The 25,376-nt window shown below is 62.7% G+C and carries 25 protein-coding genes and 1 riboswitch; of the genes, 19 read left to right on the top strand and 6 right to left on the bottom strand.

What is annotated here, in order from left to right; all coding sequences use genetic code 11:
- The first annotated feature begins 233 nt into the window (after positions 1-233).
- From cysM to HU749_RS22505, 5 genes are all read left to right on the top strand, one after another.
- Positions 234-1,136, top strand: coding sequence for a cysteine synthase CysM (cysM, locus tag HU749_RS22525; RefSeq protein ID WP_003204682.1), 903 nt, complete (start codon positions 234-236; stop codon positions 1,134-1,136).
- Positions 1,136-2,506: a 23S rRNA (uracil(1939)-C(5))-methyltransferase RlmD gene (rlmD, locus tag HU749_RS22520; RefSeq protein WP_079305470.1), complete on the top strand. Its 1,371-nt coding sequence runs from the start codon at positions 1,136-1,138 to the stop codon at positions 2,504-2,506. The genes cysM and rlmD overlap by 1 nt, the downstream gene beginning before the upstream one ends.
- 100 nt (positions 2,507-2,606) lie before the next feature.
- Positions 2,607-4,853 carry a GTP diphosphokinase gene (relA, locus tag HU749_RS22515; protein WP_003204671.1) on the top strand — a complete coding sequence of 749 codons (2,247 nt, stop codon included), beginning with the start codon at positions 2,607-2,609 and terminating at the stop codon, positions 4,851-4,853.
- A gap of 184 nt (positions 4,854-5,037) precedes the next feature.
- Entirely contained in the window at positions 5,038-5,871 is an 834-nt protein-coding gene (gene mazG, locus HU749_RS22510) for a nucleoside triphosphate pyrophosphohydrolase (protein ID WP_079305472.1), read from the top strand.
- A 26-nt stretch (positions 5,872-5,897) separates the two neighbouring features.
- Entirely contained in the window at positions 5,898-6,437 is a 540-nt protein-coding gene (locus HU749_RS22505; RefSeq protein WP_003204668.1) for a DUF2058 domain-containing protein, read from the top strand.
- 129 nt (positions 6,438-6,566) lie between these two features.
- Here the strand turns inward: HU749_RS22505 and HU749_RS22500 are convergent, their stop codons facing one another.
- From HU749_RS22500 to purM, 4 genes are all read right to left on the bottom strand, one after another.
- A complete protein-coding gene (locus HU749_RS22500) occupies positions 6,567-6,761 on the bottom strand; it encodes a hypothetical protein (protein ID WP_058542578.1) in 195 nt (64 codons plus the stop codon).
- Between the two features lie 284 nt (positions 6,762-7,045).
- A complete protein-coding gene (locus HU749_RS22495) occupies positions 7,046-7,759 on the bottom strand; it encodes a DUF3108 domain-containing protein (protein ID WP_186652423.1) in 714 nt (237 codons plus the stop codon).
- An 8-nt stretch (positions 7,760-7,767) separates the two neighbouring features.
- The gene (gene purN / locus HU749_RS22490; protein WP_014339750.1) at positions 7,768-8,418 is read right to left on the bottom strand and encodes a phosphoribosylglycinamide formyltransferase; all 651 of its coding nucleotides are present in this window, start codon (positions 8,416-8,418) and stop codon (positions 7,768-7,770) included.
- Positions 8,418-9,476, bottom strand: coding sequence for a phosphoribosylformylglycinamidine cyclo-ligase (gene purM / locus HU749_RS22485; protein ID WP_003204658.1), 1,059 nt, complete (start codon positions 9,474-9,476; stop codon positions 8,418-8,420). The genes purN and purM overlap by 1 nt, the downstream gene beginning before the upstream one ends.
- A 364-nt stretch (positions 9,477-9,840) precedes the next feature.
- Here purM and HU749_RS22480 point away from each other — a divergent pair, with 364 nt between their 5' ends.
- The 5 genes from HU749_RS22480 to HU749_RS22460 all read left to right on the top strand — a co-directional run bounded on the left by HU749_RS22480 (position 9,841) and on the right by HU749_RS22460 (position 14,416).
- Entirely contained in the window at positions 9,841-10,899 is a 1,059-nt protein-coding gene (locus HU749_RS22480) for a DUF2066 domain-containing protein (protein ID WP_079305474.1), read from the top strand.
- Positions 10,900-10,931: 32 nt separating this feature from the next.
- Entirely contained in the window at positions 10,932-12,005 is a 1,074-nt protein-coding gene (locus HU749_RS22475; RefSeq protein ID WP_079305476.1) for an AI-2E family transporter, read from the top strand.
- A 169-nt stretch (positions 12,006-12,174) separates the two neighbouring features.
- Positions 12,175-12,879 carry a DnaA regulatory inactivator Hda gene (hda, locus tag HU749_RS22470; RefSeq protein WP_003178999.1) on the top strand — a complete coding sequence of 235 codons (705 nt, stop codon included), beginning with the start codon at positions 12,175-12,177 and terminating at the stop codon, positions 12,877-12,879.
- 212 nt (positions 12,880-13,091) lie between these two features.
- Complete coding sequence (locus tag HU749_RS22465; RefSeq protein WP_046062515.1) at positions 13,092-13,718, top strand: C40 family peptidase; 627 nt, start codon at positions 13,092-13,094, stop codon at positions 13,716-13,718.
- 164 nt (positions 13,719-13,882) lie between these two features.
- On the top strand, positions 13,883-14,416 hold the full coding sequence (locus tag HU749_RS22460; RefSeq protein WP_014339744.1) for a C40 family peptidase: 534 nt from the start codon (positions 13,883-13,885) through the stop codon (positions 14,414-14,416).
- A gap of 145 nt (positions 14,417-14,561) precedes the next feature.
- On the opposite strand, the gene HU749_RS22455 is transcribed toward HU749_RS22460, so the two are convergent.
- Positions 14,562-15,872 carry a PQQ-dependent sugar dehydrogenase gene (locus tag HU749_RS22455; RefSeq protein ID WP_079305478.1) on the bottom strand — a complete coding sequence of 437 codons (1,311 nt, stop codon included), beginning with the start codon at positions 15,870-15,872 and terminating at the stop codon, positions 14,562-14,564.
- A 140-nt stretch (positions 15,873-16,012) separates the two neighbouring features.
- Positions 16,013-16,597: a hypothetical protein gene (locus HU749_RS22450; protein WP_014339742.1), complete on the bottom strand. Its 585-nt coding sequence runs from the start codon at positions 16,595-16,597 to the stop codon at positions 16,013-16,015.
- 153 nt (positions 16,598-16,750) lie between these two features.
- A riboswitch (cobalamin riboswitch) is annotated at positions 16,751-16,978 on the top strand.
- Positions 16,979-17,058: 80 nt separating this feature from the next.
- Here HU749_RS22450 and cobO point away from each other — a divergent pair.
- From cobO to cobC, 9 genes are all read left to right on the top strand, one after another.
- Positions 17,059-17,685 carry a cob(I)yrinic acid a,c-diamide adenosyltransferase gene (gene cobO, locus HU749_RS22445; protein WP_189664816.1) on the top strand — a complete coding sequence of 209 codons (627 nt, stop codon included), beginning with the start codon at positions 17,059-17,061 and terminating at the stop codon, positions 17,683-17,685.
- Between the two features lie 11 nt (positions 17,686-17,696).
- Positions 17,697-19,094 (top strand): cobyrinic acid a,c-diamide synthase CobB, encoded by a 1,398-nt coding sequence (locus HU749_RS22440; protein ID WP_079305524.1) that lies wholly within the window; start codon positions 17,697-17,699, stop codon positions 19,092-19,094.
- Positions 19,091-19,741, top strand: a complete 651-nt coding sequence (gene bluB / locus HU749_RS22435) for a 5,6-dimethylbenzimidazole synthase (RefSeq protein ID WP_079305480.1) — start codon at positions 19,091-19,093, stop codon at positions 19,739-19,741. Before HU749_RS22440 ends, bluB begins: the two co-directional genes overlap by 4 nt.
- Positions 19,738-20,646, top strand: a complete 909-nt coding sequence (gene cbiB, locus HU749_RS22430) for an adenosylcobinamide-phosphate synthase CbiB (protein ID WP_079305482.1) — start codon at positions 19,738-19,740, stop codon at positions 20,644-20,646. The genes bluB and cbiB overlap by 4 nt, the downstream gene beginning before the upstream one ends.
- Positions 20,639-21,631 (top strand): threonine-phosphate decarboxylase CobD, encoded by a 993-nt coding sequence (gene cobD, locus HU749_RS22425; protein WP_079305484.1) that lies wholly within the window; start codon positions 20,639-20,641, stop codon positions 21,629-21,631. The genes cbiB and cobD overlap by 8 nt, the downstream gene beginning before the upstream one ends.
- Positions 21,628-23,079 (top strand): cobyric acid synthase, encoded by a 1,452-nt coding sequence (locus HU749_RS22420; protein ID WP_079305486.1) that lies wholly within the window; start codon positions 21,628-21,630, stop codon positions 23,077-23,079. Before cobD ends, HU749_RS22420 begins: the two co-directional genes overlap by 4 nt.
- Positions 23,080-23,230: 151 nt before the next feature.
- Complete coding sequence (cobU, locus tag HU749_RS22415; RefSeq protein WP_079305488.1) at positions 23,231-23,752, top strand: bifunctional adenosylcobinamide kinase/adenosylcobinamide-phosphate guanylyltransferase; 522 nt, start codon at positions 23,231-23,233, stop codon at positions 23,750-23,752.
- Positions 23,749-24,804: a nicotinate-nucleotide--dimethylbenzimidazole phosphoribosyltransferase gene (cobT, locus tag HU749_RS22410; RefSeq protein WP_079305490.1), complete on the top strand. Its 1,056-nt coding sequence runs from the start codon at positions 23,749-23,751 to the stop codon at positions 24,802-24,804. Before cobU ends, cobT begins: the two co-directional genes overlap by 4 nt.
- Entirely contained in the window at positions 24,801-25,376 is a 576-nt protein-coding gene (cobC, locus tag HU749_RS22405; protein ID WP_079305492.1) for an alpha-ribazole phosphatase family protein, read from the top strand. The genes cobT and cobC overlap by 4 nt, the downstream gene beginning before the upstream one ends.

Here is a 25,376-nt window from a genome sequence, read left to right as displayed (position 1 = left end):
TCCTGCATCCAGCGTCTGATTGAGCGGTGCGCGCATCCGGCACGCATTACCTGCGCAGTGTAGCGATTTGCGGGCGGGTGATCTTTGTAAAATTCACTCCCTCGCCACAGGCGCGCGCTCGGCTTTCGCCTCGCTTATTCCCATAAGCCATAAACCCCTTACTTTGCGTGATATGGCCTCGCCGGGTTTGCCGGTATGATAGGTGCCCCCGCAGTCCGGATTGCGAATACGCCATGACTCTGCAGTACCCAACCATCGCCGATTGCGTCGGCAACACTCCGCTGGTCCGTTTGCAACGCTTGCCCGGCGTGACCACCAATACGCTTTTGCTCAAGCTCGAAGGGAATAACCCGGCGGGTTCGGTCAAGGACCGGCCGGCGCTGTCGATGATCACCCGTGGCGAACTGCGCGGGCAGATCCAGCCCGGCGATACGTTGATTGAGGCAACTTCCGGCAACACCGGTATAGCCTTGGCGATGGCGGCGGCGATCAAGGGCTACAAGATGATCCTGATCATGCCCGACAACTCCAGCGCCGAGCGCAAGGCGGCGATGACGGCCTACGGTGCCGAGTTGATCCTGGTGACTCAGGAGGAGGGCATGGAGGGCGCCCGGGACCTGGCCGAGCGCATGCAGGCCGAAGGGCGTGGCAAGGTGCTGGATCAGTTCGCCAACGGCGACAATCCAGAAGCTCACTACACCACCACCGGCCCTGAGATCTGGCGCCAGACCGACGGCACCATCACCCATTTCGTCAGCTCGATGGGCACCACCGGTACCATCATGGGCACCTCGCGCTACCTGAAAGAACAGAACCCGAACGTGCAGATCATCGGCCTGCAACCGATGGAAGGCTCGGCCATCCCCGGCATTCGTCGCTGGCCCGAGGAGTATCTGCCGAAGATCTACCAGGCCGAGCGCGTGGATCGCATCATCGACATGGCCCAGAGCGAAGCCGAGGACGTGACCCGTCGCCTGGCTCGCGAAGAAGGCATCTTCTGCGGCGTGTCTTCGGGCGGTGCCGTGGCGGGGATGCTGCGCCTGTCCAAGGAAGTTGAGAATGCGGTGATCGTCGCGATCATCTGCGACCGTGGCGACCGTTACCTGTCGACCGGCATTTTCGACGCGCCCAACTGATGGCCAAGCAAGAAAGAGGCTTGCGCTTCCAGCCCAGCGGCGGAAGCCGGGCCCCGCAAGTGCCCACCGGTAAAAAGCAGCGCTTGACCATTGAGCGCCTGGCCAACGATGGCCGGGGCATTGCCTTTGTTGACGGGCGCACCTGGTTTGTAATCGGCGCCCTGGCCGGCGAAGAAGTCGAGGCGCGGGTGCTCGGTGCCCATGGCAAAGTGGTCGAGGCGCGCACCGAGCGGGTGTTCCTGCCCAGTGAACTGCGTCGCGCGGCGCCGTGCATCCATGCCGGTCGTTGCGGCGGTTGCAGCGTCCAACATTTGCCCCATGACGAACAACTCGCCCTGAAACAGCGCATGCTCGCCGAGCAGTTGTCGCGGGTGGCCGGGGTGGTGCCAGAGGAATGGGCCGCTCCCCTGAGCGGGCCGGAGTTCGGTTATCGGCGTCGCGCCCGGGTGGCGGTGCGCTGGGACCAGAAGGCGAAAAAACTCGAAGTCGGTTTCCGTGCCGTCGGCAGCCAGGACATCGTTGCCATCGGTGATTGCCCGGTGCTGGTACAGCCCTTGCAGCCGATCATGAGCCGCCTGCCGGAGATGCTGCGTCGCTTGAGCAAACCCCAGGCGCTGGGGCATGTGGAATTGTTCGCCGGTTCGTCCCTCGCGGTATTGCTGCGTCACATGGCGCCGCTGTCGGAGGCCGACCTGACGATCCTCAAGGACTTCTGCGCGTTCCATGAAGCCCAGTTGTGGTTGCACGGTGAAGGTGAGCCGCAACCGGTCGAGCCTGGGCAGGCCCTGGGGTTTCGCCTGGACGCCTGGGACCTTGAGCTGGCGTACCGGCCCGGGGATTTCATCCAGGTGAACGCCGGGGTCAATGAAGCGATGATCGCCCAAGCCTTGCAATGGCTGGCGCCGCGACCCGAGGAACGGGTGCTGGATCTGTTCTGCGGCCTGGGCAATTTTGCCTTGCCGCTGGCCCAAAGCGTGCGCCAGGTAGTGGCCGTCGAAGGCGTGCAAACCATGGTGGATCGTGCGGCGGTCAATGCCGTCAGCAACAATTTGAATAACACTGCCTTTTTTCAGGCTGATTTATCCCAGCCTCTGGCCGATGCCGAATGGATCGGCGAAGGCTTTTCTGCGGTACTCTTGGACCCACCCCGTGACGGTGCTTTCGAGGTGGTGCGCAAGCTGTCGTCCCTGGGTGCCAAGCGGTTGGTCTATGTATCGTGCAACCCGGCAACTTTGGCCAGGGATGCGGTCGAACTGATCAAGCAGGGCTACCGGTTAAAACGTGCCGGGATTCTCGATATGTTTCCTCAAACGGCGCATGTCGAGGCCATGGCGTTATTTGAAGCGAGCCAGGATGGCTTGTCCGACTGACCCGTTCGTGCCAACCCGCCACAGTCCTGGGCGCAAACACGGGCATGAAGGTCAGCGAAGTTGACGCATTGAATCTGCGTCGTAGGGAAGGTAAGTAAAGATGGTACAGGTGAGAGCACACCAGCCGATCAACACCGACGGCAGTATCAATCTCGAGGCTTGGCTCGATCATGCGGTCAGCGTCGACATGGCACTGGATCGCGAAGCCTTGAAAGCCGCCTGCGAGTTCGCTCGCGAGGCGGAGCAGCAGCACAATGCGGCGAAGAACCTGTGGTCCGAAGGCACCTCGAGTTTCCAGACGGGCCTGGAGATCGCTGAAATTCTCGCTGACCTCAAGCTCGACCAGGACTCCCTGGTGGCGGCGGTGCTGTACCGCGGCGTGCGCGAAGGGCAGATCCAGCTACCGGTGGTCAGCCAGCGCTTTGGCACGGTGGTGGCCAAGCTGATCGACGGCGTGCTGCGCATGGCCGCCATCAGCGCGAGCCTCAGCCCGCGCCAGTCCATGGTGCTGGGTACTCAGGGCCAGGTGGAAAACCTGCGCAAGATGCTGGTGGCGATGGTCGACGACGTGCGTGTCGCGCTGATCAAGCTGGCCGAACGCACCTGCGCCATCCGCGCCGTGAAGTCTGCCGATGACGAAAAACGCAATCGCGTCGCCCGGGAGGTGTTCGACATTTATGCACCCCTGGCCCACCGTCTCGGCATCGGTCATATCAAGTGGGAGCTGGAGGACTTGTCCTTCCGCTACCTGGAGCCCGACCAATACAAGCAGATCGCCAAGCTGTTGCATGAGCGGCGGCTGGATCGCGAGCGCTTCATCACCGACGTGATGACCCAGTTGCGCGAAGAGTTGCAGGCCACCGGCGTGGTAGCCGACATCAGTGGCCGGGCCAAGCACATCTACTCGATCTGGCGAAAAATGCAGCGCAAGGGCCTGGAATTCAGCCAGATCTACGACGTTCGCGCCGTTCGTGTACTGGTCCCGGAAATGCGCGACTGCTACACCGCGCTGGGGATCGTCCATACCTTGTGGCGGCACATTCCGAAGGAGTTCGACGACTACATCGCCAACCCCAAGGAAAACGGCTATCGCTCGTTGCACACCGCCGTGATCGGCCCCGAGGGCAAGGTACTGGAAGTGCAGATCCGCACCCATGCCATGCACGAGGAGGCCGAGCTGGGCGTCTGCGCCCACTGGAAGTACAAGGGCACCGACGTCAAGTCCGGGTCCAACCATTACGAAGAGAAAATCTCCTGGCTGCGCCAGGTGCTCGAGTGGCATGAGGAACTGGGTGACATCGGCGGCCTGGCCGAACAGCTACGCGTCGACATCGAACCGGACCGGGTCTATATCTTCACCCCCGACGGCCACGCCATCGACCTGCCCAAGGGCGCGACGCCGCTGGATTTCGCCTACCGGGTCCACACCGAGATCGGCCACAACTGCCGTGGCGCCAAGATCAATGGGCGGATCGTGCCGCTCAACTACAGCCTGCAGACCGGTGAACAGGTCGAGATCATCACCAGCAAGCACGGTACGCCGAGCCGTGACTGGCTGAACCCGAACCTGGGCTACATCACCACCTCGCGGGCGCGGGCGAAAATCGTCCACTGGTTCAAGTTGCAGGCTCGCGACCAGAACGTCGCCGCCGGCAAGACCTTGCTCGAGCGTGAACTCGGGCGCCTGGGCCTGCCGCAGGTGGATTTCGACAAGCTGGCCGAAAAAGCCAACATGAAAACCGCCGAGGACATGTTCGCCGCCCTCGGGGCCGGCGATCTGCGCCTGGCGCAGTTGGTCAACCTGGCCCAGCAACTGGTGGAGCCGGAGCGGGGCAACGAGCAACTGGAGCTGATCCCGCGCAAGGCCACCGGCTACAAGCCAGGCAAGCGCGGCGATATCCAGATCCAGGGCGTGGGCAACCTGATGACCCAGATGGCCGGCTGCTGCCAGCCATTGCCGGGGGATGCGATCGTCGGCTACATCACCCAGGGTCGTGGTGTGAGCATTCACCGCCAGGACTGTGCCTCGGTGCTGCAACTGGCCGGTCGCGAGCCGGAGCGGATCATCCAGGTCAGTTGGGGGCCGGTGCCGGTGCTCACCTACCCGGTGGACATCGTCATCCGCGCCTACGATAGATCCGGTCTGCTGCGTGACGTTTCCCAGGTGTTGCTGAACGAGCGGATCAACGTGCTGGCGGTCAACACCCGTTCGAACAAGGAAGACAACACCGCGCTGATGTCCCTGACCATCGAGATTCCGGGGCTGGATGCGCTGGGGCGGTTGCTGGGGCGGATTTCCCAGTTGCCAAACATCATCGAGACCCGGCGTAACCGGACGCCGGGTTAAGCGCAGTCCGAAAATGTGGGTGTCTGTGGGAGCAAAGCTTGCTCGCGATTGCGGTGGTGGACCCAACCTATATGGGGACTGACCCACCGTTATCGCGAGCAAGCTTTGCTCCCACAGGCGCTCTCACCACAGGCTGTTCCTATGGATTATTTCCCGCTGGGCTTTGTGTGATGAGACGAATTTAATGTACAGCCTCGAAGACCTGCTCCACCTGATGAACCGCCTGCGGGACCCGCAGTACGGCTGCCCGTGGGACATCCAGCAAACCTACGCGACCATCGTCCCCCATACCCTGGAAGAAGCCTACGAAGTGGCCGATGCCATCGAGCGCGGCGATTTCGATCACTTGCAGGGCGAGTTGGGCGACCTGTTGTTTCAAGTGGTGTATTACAGCCAGTTGGCCCGGGAAGAAAACCGCTTTGAATTCGCTGGCGTGGTCGACAGCATCACCCGCAAGTTGATCCGCCGACATCCCCATGTGTTTCCTACCGGTGACCTGTATGCGCCCGTGGATATCCCGCGCCTGAGCGAAGAACAGGTCAAGCAGCGCTGGGAGGAAATCAAGGCAGAGGAACGGGCCGAGAAAGCCGCGGTGCCCGAGCAATTATCGTTGCTCGACGATGTGCCGGGGGCGCTGCCGGCGTTGTCCCGTTCGGCGAAGCTGCAAAAGCGTGCGGCTCAGGTTGGTTTCGACTGGCCAGGCCCGTTGCCGGTGCTCGACAAAGTCCGGGAGGAATTGGACGAAGTGCTCGAAGCCATGGCCGACAACGATCCGGTGGCCATCAGCGACGAGATCGGCGACCTGCTGTTCAGCGTGGTGAACCTGGCTCGCCACCTCAAGGTCGACCCGGAAACCTCCCTGCGCGACGCCAACGGAAAATTCGAGCGACGGTTCCGATTTATCGAACAGGCATTGCGCGACACCCACCGTCCCATGGAAGATTGCACCCTCGAAGAGTTGGACGCCTTGTGGGGCGAAGCCAAACGTCAGGAAAAGAATTTGCCCAGCTGTGGCTGAGGCCGTTGCCTAAGTGAGTAAGCACCATGAGCCTTTCCCTTCGCGACCAGTTGCTCAAAGCAGGGCTGGTCAACCAAAAGCAGGCCAAGCAGGTCGGCAAAGAGAAACAGAAGCAGCAACGCCTGGCCCATAAAGGCCAGATCGAACTGGATGACTCCCAGCAGCGTGCCGCCCAGGAGGCCATGGCCGAGAAGGTCAAGCGCGACCAGGAACTCAACCGTCAGCAGCAGGAAAAGGTCGAGCAGAAGGCTCGGGCCGCGCAGATCAAGCAATTGATCGAAGTCTCGCGCCTGCCGAAGCTGACCACTGAGGACTATTACAACTTCGTCGACGACAAGAAGGTCAAGCGCATCTCGGTCAACACTCTGATGCGCAACAAGCTGAGCAGTGGCTCGCTGGCGATTGTCCACCATGCTGGCGGCTACGAAGTGATCCCGCGCGAGGCGGCCCTGAAGATCCAGGAACGCGACCCCCAGCGCATCGTTCAGCTCAACACTCAGACCGAAGAAGTGGATGCTGATGATCCGTATGCGGCGTATCAGATTCCTGATGATTTGATGTGGTAAGCGGGGCGCAGCCTTTGAGCTGAACACAAAGCCTGTGGAAGGCCTGAGGGAATATCTGTAGGGATCTATGAGATCTGTGGGAGCAAGCTTTGCTCCCACAGGCACAAGTCCCATAGGGGTTTGTGTTGTTCAGGACTCTGCGGTCTCACGCGAGCGCTGCCGTTCCTCACGCTCCAGCTCAGCCTTGTAGCTGTGGGCGTCCGTTTCGGAGTGGAACATCCCCACCAGCAGATCTTGTTGATGCACATCCCAGATCCGGATACCGGCGGCAATGCCTTCGTGGGACATGTGGGCGTCGTCGCGTTCAGTTACTTTCACAGTCATCTTGCAAGCTCCAATCTCTGTTATCTGCAGCAAGGCGTGTGCAGGGCTTTGTTATAGATTTTGGTAGCGTGCTAAGTAAATGCTTCGGCGCGTTAAGAAGTTTTCATGAAAATCGCAGCAGTCCTGCAGGCCAGGCGGTGCGCGGCATTCGGTCGCAGGTGTTGTTTGTGAAAAAGGTTTCATGTTGCAGCGGCAAGCCTTGAGCGAAAGCAAAACCCCTGTGGGCTTGAAGCTCGGGCAATAAAAAGCCCCGCATGTGCGGGGCTTCTTGTTATCGGCGTCGATCAGCTGCCTTTCACAGCCTTGCCATTGACCGTACCGTCCAGGAGCATGATGTTGTACTCCTTGCCGTCGGTCTCGACCTGTTGCAGGCGCACCAGCAGGTAGTCCCAGTCCTTGGCGAACCAGAGCACGGTGATGCGCTTGCTTTGTGTCGGATCGCGCACGCGCTCGACCTTGATCGCGTCGATCTGGCCGGCCTTGGTGTCGACCTTTTCCGAGCCCAGGACGCGGAAGTCATAGGTATCGATTTCGCCATCATCGACGACCTGATAGCTCATGCTTTTCTTGCCGGCCGCCACGTCGTGCTGCAGGGCCAACTGGTAGGTGGATTTATCGACCATGCCACGGTTGAGCGGCAGCTTGACCGCGTCACCGCGATCGGTGCCGGTGACCATCTTGGTGTTCCAGTCGAAGTCCAGGTCGGCCTTCTTGGCTTTGCCCAGGCCACCGCGTTCGAAGTGGTAGGACTGTGGCAGCAGCGTGTCCTTGTCCAGGGTCAGGGTGCTTTCTTCGGTCAGGCTGGCGATCATCATCGAAGCCTTGAAGCTCAGCTTCCAGGTGCCGTTGGCTTCCTTGGTCAGGCTGCGCTCGGCAGTGCCGCTCATGGGCAACTGTTTCCAGTCGGCGGTGTAGCTGGCGGAGAACGGTTGTAGTTCTGCGGCCTGTGCCAGGGACAAGGCGAGCAGAGCGCAAGCGAAGAGCAGGGCGCGACGCATAAAATCTCCTAGTATCGAATCAAATGGCCGCTGGCGGCGAGCAACTGGCCGTCCAGTGAGGCACCGCGATCGTCGAGGGTCAGCCTTCCTTCGGCAAACCAACGCACGGCCATCGGGTAGATCTGGTGCTCGCGGGCGTGAACCCGTTGCGCCAGGCTTTGCGGCGTGTCGTGCAACTCTACCGGTATTACTGCCTGTACGACCAGTGGTCCGCCATCGAGTTCCTCGGTGACAAAGTGCACAGAGCAGCCGTGCTCCGTGTCTCCGGCCTCCAGCGCGCGCTGGTGAGTGTGTAACCCTTTGTATTTGGGCAGCAGCGAGGGATGGATATTGAACAGGCGGCCCTGGTAGTGACGCACGAAGCCAGCGCTGAGGATGCGCATGAAGCCAGCGAGTACCACCAGTTGCGGATTGAAGGTGTCGATCTGTTCGATCAGCGCGGCGTCGAAGGCTTCGCGGCCCTCGAACGCCTTGTGATCCAGGACGCGGGTGTCGATACCCGCCTCCTTGGCGCGTTGCAGGCCGTAGGCATCGGCGCGGTTGGAAATCACCGCGCGGATACGGACCGGGCTGTCGCCGGTCCGCGTGCTGTCGATCAAGGCCTGCAAGTTACTGCCGGTGCCGGACAGCAGCACCACCACGTCACAGGTTGCGGACATCAGTGCGCCTTAAGGTTTTTCAGCTCGACCTGTGCAGCGCCTTCGGCCGCGGTGGCGATCTGACCGATGACCCAAGGCTGCTCGCCGGCTTCACGCAGTACGTTCAGGGCCGTCTCGACGTGCTCCTGGGCCACGCAGATGACCATGCCCACGCCGCAGTTCAGCACGCGGTGCATTTCGGTTTCATCGACGTTGCCTTTCTCTTGCAGCCAGTCGAACACCGCCGGGCGGGTCCAGCTCGCCACGTCGACCACGGCCTGGGCGCCTTTTGGCAGTACGCGCGGAATGTTGTCCAGCAGGCCACCACCGGTGATGTGGGCCATGGCCTTGACGGCACCGGTGTCCTTGATCAGCTTGAGCAGCGGCTTGACGTAGATGCGGGTCGGGGCCATCAGCAGGTCGGCCAGTGGCTTGCCGTCGAGCTGGGTGTTTTCGATGTCGGCACCCGAGACTTCGATGATCTTGCGGATCAGCGAGTAGCCATTGGAGTGCGGGCCGGAGGACGGCAGGGCGAGCAGGGCATCACCAGCGGCGACTTTCGAGCCGTCGATGATCTCGGCCTTTTCCACGACGCCGACGCAGAAGCCGGCCAGGTCGTAGTCTTCGCCTTCGTACATGCCAGGCATTTCAGCGGTTTCGCCGCCGACCAGGGAGCAGCCGGACAGCTCACAGCCGGCGCCGATGCCGGTCACGACCTGGGCGGCGGTGTCGACGTTGAGCTTGCCGGTGGCGTAGTAGTCGAGGAAGAACAGTGGCTCGGCGCCGCAGACCACCAGGTCGTTCACGCACATGGCTACCAGGTCGATGCCGATGCTGTCGTGCTTGTTCAGGTTCAGGGCCAGGCGCAGCTTGGTGCCGACGCCGTCGGTGCCCGAGACCAGGACCGGTTGCTTGTAGCCGGCCGGGATCTCGCAGAGGGCGCCGAAACCGCCCAGGCCGCCCATGACTTCCGGACGCGCAGTGCGCTTGGCGACGCTCTTGATGCGTTCGACCAATGCTTCACCGGCGTCGATGTCTACACCGGCGTCCTTGTAGCTCAGGGAGGGTTGCTTGCTCATGATCCAGGCCTTTAGGGGGGATTTCTGGGTAACGACCGACGCTGGGGCCATTGAATAACCGTTGTACGAATTATTCCGGGAGCCCAGCCATTGCCGGTCTGCGAAGGCGCGCGATTTTATCAGGCTTGAGGGGCAGCGGCCATCCTCGCGCCGACGGGCAGGGACATATCCACGGAAAAAAACCGATATTTCTTATATTGGTACTGCGTAGCGCGTCTGTATAAGGTGTAGCGGTAACCGGTTATGGTGATGACAGTGCGAAACTTCCACCGGGCGTGTGAATGTTTTGCCGGGTGCTGTGGTCACAGCCATGCTCAATCTTCTTCACACGGCCTGTTCCAGCCGTTATGTCCGGGAATCTTCCATGCGTTTGTTCAAATTCTTGTCTGTGGGCTGCTTTTCGCTGATCAGCCTGGCGAGTCATGCCGAAACCGTCAATGGCCTCTACCAAGTGCTCGAACCGGTCGCCAGCCAGACCCCGGAGGAGCGCAACCAGGCGACGCTGCGTGCCCTGGATACGCTGGTGCTGCGCCTGACCGGCGACGCCAAGGCGGCCCAGAATCCTGGTCTGGCAGCGATCCGCCAGGACCCGCAACAGATCATTCTTCAATATGGCTACGACGCCGGTCCACCGGAAAGCCTCAAGGTGGACTTCGACCCGGCGAGCACCGACCGGGCATTGCGTTCGGCAGGCTTGTCGCTGTGGAGCGCGAACCGGCCATCGATCCTCGGCTGGTGGCTGAACGACTCGGCCGAAGGCTCCAGCCTGGTGGGCGATGGCCAGGCCAGCGCCACGCCACTGCGGCGTGCCGCGCAGCATCGGGGCCTGGCCCTGCACCTGCCGCTGGCGGACTTGAGCGAGCAGATCGTTGCCACCGCACCGAACCTGGAAGGCAGCGACCCGGCGCCTTTGCGCGATGCCTCGGAGCGCTACGCGACAGACGCCTTGCTGGCAGTCCACGCCAAGGAAGAGGGCGGGCAGTGGCACGGCACCTGGCGCCTGTGGCTGGGCGATCAACGCGAGCAGGGCACTGCCCAGGGTGCCGATCCGGCCGCACTGGCTGACGCGGTGATGTTGGCGGTGAACCAGCGCCTGGCGCCGCGCTTCGTCGCCAAGCCGGGCGTGGCCACTGAACAGTTGCTGGAGGTGCAGGGCATGAACCTGGAGCGGTATGCGGCGCTTGGGCGTCTGCTCGAACCGTTTGGTGGGCAGTTGCAGCGGGTTGAGGGTGATCGGATCGTCTATCGAGTCAACGGCAGCGCCGAGCAGTTGAAGGCGCAACTGGCCCTGGCGAAACTGCAGGAAATTCCGCCCGGTGAGGCCGTCGCGCCGGAGCCTGTGGCGCCGCCCGCCGCCGATGGTTCGGCCCCGGTTGCAGCACCTGTGCCGGCGCCGGCAGCCAATCTGCGGTTCCGTTGGTAGGTTTTCTTTCTTTATATAGCTAGGAGTGGTTCATGGGCGATACGCGGCGTTGGTTCTGGTTGGGCGGGGTTGCCCTGCTGATTGCGCTTATCTATTTGCTGCATCCGATCCTTACGCCGTTCCTGGTTGCCTTGCTGCTGGCCTACCTGTTCGATCCGGTGGTGGATCGCCTGGAAAAACTCGGCCTGTCGCGAACCTGGGGCGTGGTGGCGGTGTTTGCGCTGGTCACGCTGATTGTGAGCGCGCTGCTGTTGGTGCTGATCCCGATGCTCGCCAAGCAACTGGTGCGCCTGTACGAATTGGCGCCGCAGATGCTCGATTGGTTGCAGCACAGCGCGGTGCCGTGGGTGCAGTCGAAGCTGGGGTTGGCGGACGGTTTCTGGAAGTTCGACAAGGTCAAGGCGGCCATCAGCGAGCACATGGGCCAGACCACTGACATCGTTGGCGTGGTGTTGAGCCAGGCCACGGCCTCGGGCCTGGCGTTGATCGGTTGGTTGGCAAACCTGGTGCTGATTCCGGTGGTGGCCTTCTATCTGCTGCGGGACTGGGACCTGATGATGGCCAAGATCCGCAGCCTGCTGCCGCGTCATCGCGAAGAACGCATCATGACCCTGACCGGCGAATGCCATGAAGTGCTGGGGGCGTTCGTGCGCGGGCAACTGCTGGTGATGGTGGCCCTGGGTTTCATCTATGCGGCAGGGCTGATGTTGGTCGGGCTGGAGCTGGGGCTGTTGATCGGCTTGATCGCCGGGCTGGCGGCCATCGTGCCATACATGGGCTTTGTGATTGGGATTGGCGCGGCATTGGTCGCCGGGTTGTTCCAGTTCGGCGGCGACCTGTATCCGATGGTGGGCATCGTCGCGGTGTTCATGGTCGGCCAGGCCCTGGAAGGCATGGTGCTGACGCCGCTGCTGGTGGGCGACCGCATTGGCCTGCATCCGGTGGCGGTGATCTTTGCGATCCTGGCAGGGGGCGAATTGTTCGGCTTCACCGGGATCCTGCTGGCGCTGCCGGTGGCGGCGGTGATCATGGTGCTGGTGCGGCATATGCACGATCTGTACAAGGATTCGGACATCTACAGCGGCGTCGAAGACCCCGACCTATAGGGCAAATAACAGGCGGGGTGTCAGGGAAACTGACGCTCCGTGCCCTTGCCGCTGCAAACCTTTGATTTTGCTCGTGGTCCGGCGCATTGTGCGGTCCGCGCCACGGGTATAAACTTTGCGCACTTCACACAGAGGCCACTAACGGTTCCTTGGGAACTGTTCAGTCCGCATGAAACCGATTCAGCTGCCCCTAGGTGTGCGTCTGCGTGATGACGCCACCTTTATCAACTACTACCCAGGCGCCAATGCCGCTGCACTCGGCTATGTCGAGCGGCTTTGCGAAGCCGACGCCGGCTGGACCGAAAGCCTGATCTATCTGTGGGGCAAGGACGGGGTAGGGCGCACGCATCTGTTGCAGGCCGCATGCCTGCGGTTCGAGCAATTGGGCGAACCGGCGGTGTACCTGCCGTTGGCCGAGTTGCTCGATCGTGGTGTTGAAATCCTCGATAACCTCGAACAGTACGAACTGGTCTGCCTGGACGATCTCCAGGCCGTGGCCGGCAAGGCTGACTGGGAAGAAGCGCTGTTTCACCTGTTCAATCGGTTGCGCGACAGTGGTCGGCGCTTGCTGATCGCCGCCTCGACGTCGCCACGGGAGTTGCCGGTGAAGCTGGCGGACCTCAAGTCCCGTCTCACCCTGGCGCTGATTTTTCAGATGCGCCCGCTGTCCGACGAAGACAAACTCCGTGCCTTGCAGTTGCGCGCTTCTCGGCGTGGCCTGCACCTGACCGACGAAGTCGGGCATTTCATCCTCACCCGTGGTACCCGCAGCATGAGCGCGTTGTTTGAACTGCTCGAACGCCTTGACCAGGCCTCACTCCAGGCCCAGCGCAAGCTGACTATTCCTTTTTTGAAAGAAACTTTGGGTTGGTAGAACCGTTGCGGGTAGTGGCTCTTGGCCTGCTCTGGGCGCGGCGAAACCCGCGGTCCTGCTGGGCGGCAGGCCACGTGACGTTCAAAATGGGCTTAAGCGCTTAGATGTAAACGTAAAACCGAGAAGTCACATTTGCATCGATTGAATTTGCAAATGAGGTTGATAGAAGGCATAGTCTCGCCATCTTTACTACTTCAGCCACGGTCGTGCCCATGCTAAATCGCTTCGCACCCCTCGTGCCTCTCGCACTCGTTACCCTGTTGTTTGGTTGCGCTGCCCACTCTCCAGTGACCCAGCAAGAGCAACAGCCTCAGGTCAAGAATACCGTTACCGCCCAGTCTTCCTCCGTTGCGTTCCAGGAAGAAATGGCCTCCGACAAAGAACTCGCTGCCTTCGCCGGCAGCAAGCCTTACCAGCTTCCAGTGCTGGCTGACAGCATCCTGGAACGCGGCATGTCGTTGATCGGTACCCGCTACCGTTTTGGCGGTACCTCTGAGGCCGGCTTCGATTGCAGCGGTTTCATTGGTTATCTGTTCCGCGAAGAGGCCGGCATGAACCTGCCGCGCTCCACTCGCGAAATGATCAACGTGAACGCCCCTCTGGTCGCACGTAACCAGTTGGAGCCCGGTGACCTGCTGTTCTTCAGCACCAACGGTCGTCGCGGTCGCGTCAGCCACGCCGGTATCTACCTGGGCGACAACCAGTTCATCCATTCCAGCAGCCGCCGCAGCGGTGGCGTGCGGATCGACAGCCTGGGCGACAGCTACTGGAGCAAGACCTTCATCGAAGCCAAGCGCGCCCTCGCCATGGCACCGACTGTGGTCACCGCTCGCAAGTAAGCACACAGTTTGTAAGGCAAACTTAAAGTCTTACTTGAAGTTTGCCGTATAGCCGCTAGAATCCTGATCATTGTTTGATGGCAATCCGCCTGCGTACTCCGCAGGCGGATTTGTTTTCATGCCCACGGCAGAAAAGCCGCATCCAGATCAGGATTGTTCTGCATATGTCGACGTCGGCCCGCCTCGCACTCATGTTCCTCGCCGCGCTGCTCAGTGCGTGCGCCAGCCGCACTCCGCCACCTGTTCCAGTGCGGGCTCCGGTGGTCTTTGCCCCCTCGCAACCCTTTTCCCCGGTCGCCGAAGATGTGCTCTTCCGGGCGCTGGGTTTGGTGGGTACGCCTTATCGTTGGGGCGGCAACACGCCGGATTCAGGCTTCGATTGCAGTGGCTTGATTGGTTATGTGTACCGAGACGCCGCCGGTATTGCCCTGCCACGTTCCACGCGTGAAATGATCAGCATGCGGGCGCCAGAAGTGGGTAAGGACGCGTTGCAGACCGGTGACCTGGTTTTCTTCGCCACCAACGGTGGCTCCCAGGTCAGCCATGCCGGGATCTATGTCGGTGAGGGCCGTTTCGTCCACGCGCCGGCCACGGGTGGCACGGTCAAGCTCGATAGCCTGTCCAAGGCCTATTGGCAGAGGGCTTACCTGGGCGCCAAGCGTGTGCTGCAGCCGGAGCATCTGGCGCGTAACCCCTGAGTTGTTGTTTTCCTGATCTGTGGGAGCAAAGCTTGCTCGCGAAACAGGCGCCTCGATCTCTGAGAGACCGCATCGCCTTCATCGCGGGCAAGTCTTGCTCCCACAGGTCAGAAGTAAATCCCCTCGCCACAAAGGTGTGTCGGCCTTATTTACCTGACACACGCCAGATCTTGTTCCCCACATCATCGGCCACCAACAACCCACCCTGCTTGTCGATCACTACGCCCACTGGCCGCCCCTGGGCTTTTTCGTCGGCGTTGAGGAAGCCGGTCAGCACATCCACGGGTTGCCCCACCGGCTTGCCGCCGTTGAACGGTACGAAAATTACTTTATAACCACTGTGGGGCTTGCGGTTCCAGGAGCCGTGCTGGCCGATGAAAGCCCCTTCGGTAAACGGTGCGGGCAAGCTGCTGCCCTCGGCGAAGGTCAGGCCCAATGAGGCGGTGTGGGGGCCGACGGCGTAGTCCGGGGCGATGGCCTTGGCCACCAGGGCCGGGTTTTGTGGTTCGACCCGGACATCGACGTTCTGCCCATAGTAGCTGTAGGGCCAGCCATAAAAGGCACCGTCCTTGACCGAGGTGATGTAGTCCGGCACCAGGTCGCTGCCGATCTCATCCCGCTCGTTCACCGCTGTCCAGAGCGCGCCGCTGCGGGGTTCCCAGGCCAAGCCGTTGGGGTTGCGCAGGCCTGAGGCGAAAATGCGGTGATTGCCGCTGGCACGGTCCACTTCCCAGATGGCGGCGCGACCTTCTTCGGCCTCCATGCCGTTTTCCGCGACGTTGCTGTTCGAACCGGTGGTGACGTACAGCTTGCTGCCGTCGCGGCTGGCAATCACGTTTTTGGTCCAGTGGTGGTTGAGTGTGCCCCCGGGCAGATCAACGACCTTGGTCGGCTGCGCCTGGATTTGCGTATCACCCTCCTGGTAGGGGAAGCGGATCAGTCGATCGGTATCGGCCACGTACAGGTCATTGCCGACCAGGGTCATGCCGAATGGCGAGTTGAGGTTTTCCAGGAACACCGTACGGGTTTCGGCGATGCCGTCGTGATTGGCGTCGCGCAACAGGGTGATGCGATTCGGGCTGGGCACACCGGCACCGGCGCGGCCCATGACTTTTTTCATCACCCAGCCACGGATGCCCTTGGCGTCGTCCGGCTTGGGCGGGGCGTTGGTTTCGGCCACCAGCACATCGCCATTGGGCAGCACATAGAGCCAGCGTGGATGGTCCAGTCCTTCAGCGAACGCGCCCACTTGCAGGCCCGGGGCCGGGGTTGGCTTGGCGCCTTGCGGCCAGCCGATGGCCTCGGCGATGTTGACGGTAGGGATCAGGGTCTTGTTCGGTTCAGGCAGTTTCGGCGCTGGGCCGGTGCCGTCGGACACTTGCAAGGTGGAAGACTCGCCACAAGCGACAAGTCCTGCGGCAAGGGTGACGATCAAAAGATGGGCGGGCTTGAGCATGCTGGCTTCCCTATGAATGCATGTAGTTATTCATAGAGGAGCGTAGACGCGCGATGGTTCAACCGCGGGTAGGCCTGTCAGCTAGCCAAACAAACTTCCTGTGAGAGCCAAGCTTGGCTCTCACAGTTCCTTGCGCAGAATCAACCATGGGCCTGTTTGAACAGCACGGCGATGCCCGGGTGGTAGTGACCGGCTTCGTTGCGCAACTTGCGGTAGGCGTAAGGGAAGTACCAGGCCACGGCGCAGGTGTTTTCCTTCTGCAGGTCGTCGATCATGTCCTGCAATTCTTCGGGCGTGGCGCTTTGCTGGGCTTTTTGCGGCGAGACGAACAGGCAGCCCAGCTTCAGGTCGCTGGCATAGCTGATGCGCTTGGCATCGCTGGTGGCTTCCAGTAGCGGCTGGGTCAGATTCAGATTGTTGACCTTGGGCCAGCGCTGGGTGGCCTGGATGAAGGCGCGCTCCTCGGTGCTGGCGATCAACAGGTCGGCGCTGACGTTGCGTTCGCCTTCTTCATTCTGCTTGCGGGTCGGCGCGTTCTGCAGCGTGACCATCTCGGCCATCCAGGCGGCAGCCGACAGCAAGCCGAGGTTGGCTTTTTCGTCGAACCAATAAGGCGTGTCGTTATCGCCACGCACCGCATTGTAGCGGTCGATACAGTCAAACCAGCGTTCCAGCATCGGGCGCAGGAATTCCAATTTTGGATTGCTGATGATCATGCCTTGCATGCTTTGCCCTCTTGTTCTTGTGATATCGGGTCGTAATGTCGCTTTGATATCACTTGCCGCAGAATCACACAAGATTGGCGTCATTTTATTGATCGGCGCCAATGATTGCCCCGACAGGCGGCTTTAATTGACGCTCCACCCCCAACCCTCTAACCTTCGCCGCTTGTTTCAGGTGCTCTGTGGCTGCGGTCGACAGAGTGAAACAGGGAAGCCGGTGAGTGCATACGAACCCGGCGCTGCCCCCGCAACGGTAAATGAGTCAACGCTGCGCTTTGTGGCCACACAGGCCACTCACCACTGTGTCGCATGACATGGGAAGGCGCGCAGCCAGGCACCACGCCGCTCATGAGCCCGGAGACCGGCCTGATTCATCCAACGGCATCACGGTGGGCGATGCCAGGCTTGTTGCCGTCTTTTTTTGTGCCCGCCCGCCGTTATCCAATCCCAAACGGAGGCTTCCCATGACCGACTCCCTCATCACCGACACGTCTGATCGCGACGAACGCCACCTGGCGCGCATGCTGCGCAAGAAAGCCGTGATCGACGAGCGCATCGCCAACTCGCCGAATGAATGCGGCTTGCTGCTGGTGCTGACGGGCAACGGCAAGGGCAAGAGCAGCTCGGCGTTCGGCATGCTTGCGCGGTCCATGGGCCACGGCATGCAATGCGGCGTGGTGCAGTTCATCAAGGGGCGTAACAGCACCGGTGAAGAACTGTTCTTCCGCCGCTTCCCGGAGCAGGTGCGCTTTCACGTCATGGGCGAAGGCTTCACCTGGGAAACCCAGGATCGCCAGCGTGACATCGCCGCCGCCGAAGCCGCCTGGGCGGTCTCGCGCCAGTTGCTCAGCGATCCGTCCATCGGCCTGGTGGTGCTCGACGAGTTGAACATTGCCCTCAAGCACGGTTACCTCGACCTCGATCAGGTGCTGAGCGATCTGCAGGCACGTCCACCGATGCAGCACGTGGTCGTGACTGGTCGCGGTGCCAAGCCCGAGATGATCGAACTGGCCGACACCGTGACTGAAATGGGCATGATCAAGCATGCGTTCCAGGCGGGTATCAAGGCGCAGAAAGGCGTCGAACTGTGAGCGATCCCGCCATGACCAGCCGCCATTGTCCGGCGGTGCTGATCGCCGCGCCGGCCTCGGGCCAGGGCAAGACCACCGTCACTGCGGCGCTGGCCCGGTTGCATCGCAACCAGGGACGCAAGGTGCGCGTATTCAAATGCGGCCCGGACTTTCTCGATCCGATGATCCTCGAGCGGGCCAGCGGCGCGCCGGTCTATCAATTGGACATGTGGATGGTCGGTGAGCAGGAAAGTCGCCGGCTGTTGTGGGAAGCCGCCGCTGAAGCGGACCTGATCCTGATCGAAGGGGTGATGGGGCTGTTCGACGGCACCCCGTCGAGCGCCGACCTGGCACGGCATTTTGGCGTGCCGGTGCTGGCGGTGATCGACGGCACGGCCATGGCCCAGACTTTCGGCGCCCTGGCCCTGGGCCTGGCCCGTTATCAACCCGACCTGCCGTTCGCCGGGGTCTTGGCCAACCGGGTCGGCACCTTGCGCCACGCGCAATTGCTCGAAGGCAGCCTGACCGAAGGCCTGCGCTGGTACGGCGCGCTGTCCCGGGAAACCGGCATCGAATTGCCCAGCCGTCATCTCGGGTTGGTCCAGGCCAGCGAGTTGAACGACTTGGACGCGCGCCTCGACGCTGCCGCCGAGGCCCTGGCCGGCAGTTGCGAAGTGGCGTTGCCGCCAGCGGTGGCATTCGCCGCGCCTGAGGTGATCGCTGTTGAGCCGTGGCTCGCCGGGGTGCGCATCGCTGTGGCCCGTGACGAAGCGTTTGCCTTCACCTATGGCGCCAGCCTTGATCTGCTGCGGGCCATGGGCGCGCAGTTGTGTTTCTTTTCGCCGATTCATGACAGCGAACTGCCCGAGGCGGACAGCCTTTATTTGCCTGGCGGTTATCCGGAGCTGCACCACGTTGCACTGGCTCGGAACGCGCCGATGCTCGCCGCGATCCGTGCTCACCAGGCCGCCGACAAACCGTTGCTCGCCGAATGCGGCGGCATGTTGTATCTGCTGGACTCATTGACCGATGTCGAAGGCGTGCGCGCCGAACTGCTGGGTTTGCTGGCCGGCGATGCGCAGATGCAAAAGCGCCTGGCGGCCCTGGCGCTGCAATCGGTGGACTTGCCGGAAGGCACCTTGCGTGGGCATACCTATCATCATTCGCTGACCAGCACCGAACTTGAACCGATTGCCCGTGGCCATAGCCCCAACGGCGGGCGTGGGGCGGAAGCGGTGTTCCGGCAGGGGCGGATGACGGCGTCCTATGTGCACTTCTATTTTCCGTCCAATCCCGGAGCAATTGCCGCGTTGTTTGCGCCTGACCTTGAGGCCGCTATCGCGAGCACGCTCGCTCCCACAGGGGACCCGGTGATCTCAAGTGCAACGCTAGCCAATGTGGGAGCGAGCTTGCTCGCGAAGAGGCCATGACCGACACCGCTTTCTCCCAGGCCGAACGCGACGCCATCTACCGCGCCATCGCCGAGCGCCGCGACATGCGTCACTTCACCGATGGCACGGTCGAGCCGGCCTTGCTGCGCCGCCTGCTGGAAGCCGCGCACCAGGCCCCCAGCGTCGGCCTGATGCAACCGTGGCGATTCATCCGCATCAGTGACCGCGCTTTGCGTGGGCAGATCCGCGAATTGGTGGAGCAAGAGCGCATTCGCACCGCCGAGGCCCTGGGCGAGCGCAGCGATGAATTCATGAAGCTCAAGGTTGAAGGCATAGACGACTGCGCCGAAGTGCTGGTGGCGGCGTTGATGGAGGATCGCGAGCGGCACATCTTCGGTCGGCGGACCTTGCCGGAAATGGACCTGGCCTCGCTGTCCTGCGCAATCCAGAACCTGTGGCTGGCCTCCCGTGCCGAAGGGTTGGGGATGGGCTGGGTGTCGTTGTTCGAGCCCCTGGCCCTGGCCGACCTGCTGGGCCTGCCCGCGGGGGCCAAGCCGCTGGCGATCCTCTGCCTGGGCCCGGTCGAGGGTTTTTACCCGGCGCCGATGCTCGCCCTGGAAGGGTGGGCGCAACCGCGTCCGCTCAATGAACTGCTGTATGAAAACCATTGGGGAGTGAGCCCATGAGTGTGGCCTTGCTCAGTGCTGCCGCAGTGGCGCTGGATGCGCTGCTGGGCGAGCCCCGGCGCTGGCATCCGCTGGTGGCGTTCGGCGATTTTGCCGATCGCATCGAACAACGCTTCAATTCCGGCGGACGCGGTTGGCGCAGCCATGGGGTGACGGCATGGATCATCGCCGTGGTGCCGTTGACCTTGCTCGCCACGGCCCTTTCGTGGGCGCCGATGGTGGGCTGGTTGGTGGAGATCCTGGCTCTGTACTGTGCCCTCGGCCTGCGCAGCCTCGGTGAACATGTCGAGCCGGTGGCGCGGGCGTTGCGCAGTGGTGATCTGGACGAGGCGCGCAAGCGTGTCGGCTATCTGGTCAGCCGCGAAACGGCTGAACTGGATGAAACCGCCGTGGCCCGCGCCGCCACCGAATCGGTGTTGGAAAATGGCAGCGACGCGGTGTTCGCCGCGTTGTTCTGGTTCGCCGTGGCCGGTGCGCCCGGGGTGGTGTTGTACCGCCTGAGCAATACCCTCGACGCCATGTGGGGCTATCGCAACGAACGTTTCGAGCGCTTCGGTTGGGCGGCGGCAAAAATCGACGATGTGCTCAACTACATTCCGGCGCGCCTGGTGGCATTGACCTACGCGCTGCTCGGTAAAACCCGCCTGGCGCTCAAGTGCTGGCGCACCCAGGGTCCGACCTGGGACAGCCCCAACGCCGGACCAGTGATGGCCGCCGGTGCCGGAGCGCTGGGTGTCGAGCTGGGCGGGGCGGCGGTTTATCACGGCGAACTGCATCAACGTCCAGTGTTGGGCGAAGGCGTGCCGGCGAGTGCCGACGCCATTGATCGCGGCTGGCAATTGGTCCAGCGCGGCGTATGGTTATGGCTGCTGATTCTCTGCCTGGGAGCTGAGTTTTATGCTTGAGCACGGTGGTCGCTTGCGCAACGCAGCCCGGCAATACGGCATTGCCGAAGCGGATTGGCTCGACTTGTCCAGCGGCCTCGCGCCTTGGCCGTTCGAGGTCCCGGCGATTCCCCTGCGGGCCTGGGCGCGCCTGCCGGAAACCGATGACGGCTTGGAACAGGCCGCCTGCGATTATTACGGCGCGCTGAATGTGCTACCGGTGGCCGGTTCGCAGATGGCTATCCAGCTGTTGCCGCGCCTGCGTCGGGCCGGCAAGGTCGGCGTCTTGTCGCCGTGTTATGCCGAGCACGCCGAAGCCTGGCGCCGCAGCGGCTACATCGTGCGCGAAGTGCTGGAGTCGGAGGTGGATTTCTTTCTCGACAGCCTCGACGTGCTGGTGGTGGTCAATCCGAACAATCCCACGGGCCTGAGCCTGACGCCCGAGCGCTTGCTGGACTGGCATGCGCGCCTGGCCCAGCGCGGTGGCTGGCTGGTGGTGGATGAAGCCTTCATGGACGTCACGCCGGCGCTGAGCCTGGCGGCGCACACCCATCTGGTCGGGTTGATCGTGCTGCGCTCGTTCGGCAAATTCTTTGGCCTGGCCGGGGTTCGCCTGGGGTTTGTATTGGCCGAGCGCCGCTTGCTCAAGTTGCTCGCCGAACAGGTCGGGCCGTGGGTCGTCAGCGGGCCGACCCGGGTACTGGGCCAGGCGTGCCTGCTGGACACTGATGCCCACGCATACCAGCGCCAACGCTGCGAAGCCACCAGCCAACGCCTGGCGCTGATGCTCGAACGCCACGGCTTCAAGCCGCAGGGCGGCTGCGGGTTGTTCCAATGGCTGGTCACCGAACACGCCCTGGGGCTTCATGATTTCATGGCCCATCGCGGCATTCTCCTGCGCTTGTTTACCAGCACCAGCAGCCTGCGCTTCGGACTGCCGGCCGATGACAGCGAATTCCTGTGCCTCGAACAGGCCTTAGAGGCCTACGCCAAGGACACCCGATGACCACAGTGATGGTGCAGGGCACCACGTCCGATGCCGGTAAAAGTACCTTGGTCACGGCTTTATGCCGCTGGGTCCGACGCCAGGGTGTAAGCGTGGTGCCGTTCAAGCCGCAGAACATGGCCCTCAACAGCGCCGTGACGGCCGACGGCGGCGAAATCGGCCGCGCCCAGGCGGTGCAGGCCCAGGCGGCGGGACTGGAACCGCACACCGACATGAACCCGGTGCTGCTCAAGCCCAACAGCGACACTGGCGCCCAGGTGATTATCCATGGCCGAGCCGTGACCACCATGAATGCCGTGGCCTATCACGATTACAAAGCCATCGCGATGCAAGCCGTGCTGGCCTCCCACGCGCGCTTGAGCGCGGCCTATCCGATGGTGATGGTGGAGGGCGCCGGCTCGCCGGCCGAGATCAACCTGCGTGCCGGCGACATTGCCAACATGGGTTTTGCCGAGGCGGTGGATTGCCCGGTGCTGCTGATCGCCGATATCAATCGTGGCGGGGTGTTCGCTCATCTGGTCGGTACTCTGGAGCTGCTGTCGCCCAGCGAACAGGCGCGGGTCAAGGGCTTCATCATCAACCGTTTTCGCGGCGACATCGCCTTGCTGCAACCGGGCCTGGACTGGCTGGAAGCGCGCACCGGCAAACCGGTGATCGGCGTGTTGCCATACGTGATGGACCTGCACCTGGAAGCCGAGGACGGCCTCGACCAGCGCCAGGCCGAAAAAGCCGAGCAAGTGCTGAAGGTGGTGGTGCCGGTGTTGCCGCGCATCAGCAATCACACCGATTTCGATCCACTGCGCCTACACCCGCAGGTCGACTTGCAATTCATCGGCCCCGGCCAGCCCATCCCGCCGGCCGACCTGATCATCCTGCCCGGATCGAAAAGCGTGCGCAGCGACCTGGCCTACCTGCGCACCAACGGTTGGGCAACGGCGATCAATCGCCACCTGCGCTACGGCGGCAAGTTGCTGGGCATCTGCGGCGGTTTGCAGATGCTCGGCCAGCAGGTCCACGATCCGTTGGGGCTCGAAGGCGCGGCCGGTTCCAGTGCCGGGCTGGGCTTGTTGGATTTTGAAACGACCCTGGAGCACGAGAAGCAATTGCGCAATGTGCGCGGGCGATTGGCCTTGGAAGAGGCTGAGGTCAGCGGCTATGAGATCCACGCGGGCGTGACCACCGGCCCAGCCCTGGAAAACGCGGCGGTGCATCTGGAGGACGGCCGTTGCGACGGTGCCAGGAGTCTCGACGGGCAGGTGTTCGGCACCTACCTGCATGGGCTCTTCGAATCACCGGCGGCCAGTAGCGCGTTGTTGCGCTGGGCCGGGTTGCAGGATGTGCAGGCGGTGGATTACCACGGGTTGCGCGAGCGGGACATCGAGCGGCTGGCGGATCTGGTGGAACAGCATTTGGATACTCGGTTGTTGCGTGAACTCTGTGGGATTTGAGGTGGCTGTACCGACCCTTTCGCGAGCAAGCTCGCTCCCACATTGGATCTCTGATGATCACCGAATTCATGTACACCCCGGATCAACTGTGGGAGCGGGCTTGCTCGCGAAGAGGCCAGTCGCCACACCGCCAAATAAAAGGTAATGACCCATGCTGCAACTGATCCTCGGCGGCGCCCGCTCCGGCAAGAGTCGCCTGGCGGAAAAACTCGCCACAGACACCCGATTGCCAGTGACCTACATCGCCACCAGCCAACCCCTGGATGGCGAGATGAACGCGCGAGTCGCGCAACACCGCGCGCGGCGCCCGACCGAATGGGCGCTGTTGGAAGAACCCCTGGCCCTGGCGCGGGTGCTGCGGGAAAACGCCGCCCCCGGGCAATGCCTGCTGGTGGATTGCCTGACCCTCTGGCTGACCAACCTGCTGATGCTCGACGACCCCGAGCCACTGAACGCCGAACGCGAAGCACTGCTGGAATGCCTGGCCGCGTTGCCCGGGGAGATCATTTTTGTCAGCAACGAGACCGGCATGGGTGTCGTGCCGCTGGGCGAGCTGACTCGCCGTTACGTCGATGAAGCCGGTTGGCTGCATCAAGCCTTGGCCGAACGTTGTCAGCGCGTCGTGCTGACCGTCGCCGGCCTGCCCCTGACTCTCAAAGGTACTGCGTTATGAATCACTGCTGGTGGCTGGACCCGTGCAAGCCCGTCGATAGCCAGGCCCTGGAGCAGGCCACGGCCCGTCAGCAACAACTGACCAAACCGGCGGGTTCCCTGGGCCGGTTGGAGTCGGTGGCGGTGCAACTGGCGGGCCTGCAAGGGCAGGTCAAACCGAGCCTCGACCGGCTATGGATCGCGATTTTTGCCGGTGACCATGGTGTGGTCGCCGAAGGCGTATCGGCCTATCCCCAGGAAGTCACCGGGCAGATGCTGCTCAACTTCGTCAGCGGCGGCGCGGCCATCAGCGTCCTGGCGCGGCAACTGGGCGCGTCCCTGGAAGTGGTGGACCTGGGCACCGTCACGCCTGCGCTGGACCTGCCCGGCGTACGGCACCTGAATGTCGGGCCGGGCACGGCGAATTTCGCCCAGGGCCCGGCGATGACCGTTAGCCAGGGCGAGCAGGCTTTGCACGCCGGCCGCGACAGTGTGGCGCGTGCGGTTGCGGCCGGGACGCACTTGTTCATCGGCGGCGAGATGGGCATCGGCAACACCACGGCCGCCAGCGCCCTGGCCTGCGCCTTGCTCGAATGCCCGGTGGCGCATCTGGTCGGGCCGGGTACCGGGTTGGACGCGGCGGGTGTCGGCCGCAAGGCCCAGGTGATCGAACGTGCCCTGGCGCTGCACAGCGCCCAAGGCAACGACCCGTTGCAGACCCTGTTCAACCTCGGCGGTTTTGAAATCGCCGCGTTGGTCGGTGCGTACCTGGCCTGTGCCCAGCAGGGTGTCGCGGTGTTGGTGGATGGCTTTATCTGCAGCGTCGCGGCCCTGGTGGCGGTGCGGCTCAATCCCGCGTGCCGGCCGTGGTTGCTGTTCGGCCATCGCGGCGCCGAGCCGGGCCATCGCCACGTACTGGAAAGCCTCGGCGCCGAACCGCTGCTGGACCTCGGCCTGCGCCTGGGCGAGGGCAGTGGTGCGGCGTTGGCGGTGCCGCTGTTGCGCCTGGCTTGTGACCTTCATGGGCAAATGGCGACGTTTGCCGAAGCGGCCGTGGCGGATCGCCCGGCATGACTTTGCGCCTGGACCTGCTGCGTCACGGTGAAACCGAGCTGGGCGGCGGCTTGCGCGGCAGCCTCGACGATGCCTTGACCGCCAGGGGCTGGGAGCAGATGCACACGGCTGTCGAGCAAGGCGGGCCCTGGGATCGCCTGGTGAGTTCGCCGTTGCAGCGTTGCGCCCGCTTTGCCGAGCAACTGGGTGCCCGACTCGGCGTGCCGGTGCAGCTGGACAAAGACCTGCAAGAGCTGCATTTCGGCGCCTGGGAAGGCCGTAGCGCAGCAGCGCTGATGGACACCGACGCCGAGGCACTGGGCCAGTTCTGGGCCGATCCCTATGCCTTCACGCCCCCCGAAGGCGAACCGGTACTGGCGTTTTCCAGTCGTGTGCTGGCAGCGGTTGAACGCTTGCACGCGGCCTATGCCGGACAGCGGGTCTTGCTGGTCAGCCATGGCGGCGTGATGCGCCTGCTTCTGGCCCAGGCCCGAGGCTTGCCTCGGGAGCAATTGCTCAATGTCGAAGTCGGCCATGGCGCGCTGTTTTCCCTGACGGTGTCGGCAGGGCTTGTGCTCAAAGAGGCGGATTGA

The organism is Pseudomonas ogarae, from assembly GCF_014268695.2.
Lineage (GTDB): Bacteria > Pseudomonadota > Gammaproteobacteria > Pseudomonadales > Pseudomonadaceae > Aquipseudomonas > Aquipseudomonas kilonensis.
Note: the sequence above shows the minus strand (reverse complement) of the source record. Positions and strands in the feature narration are given on the sequence as shown.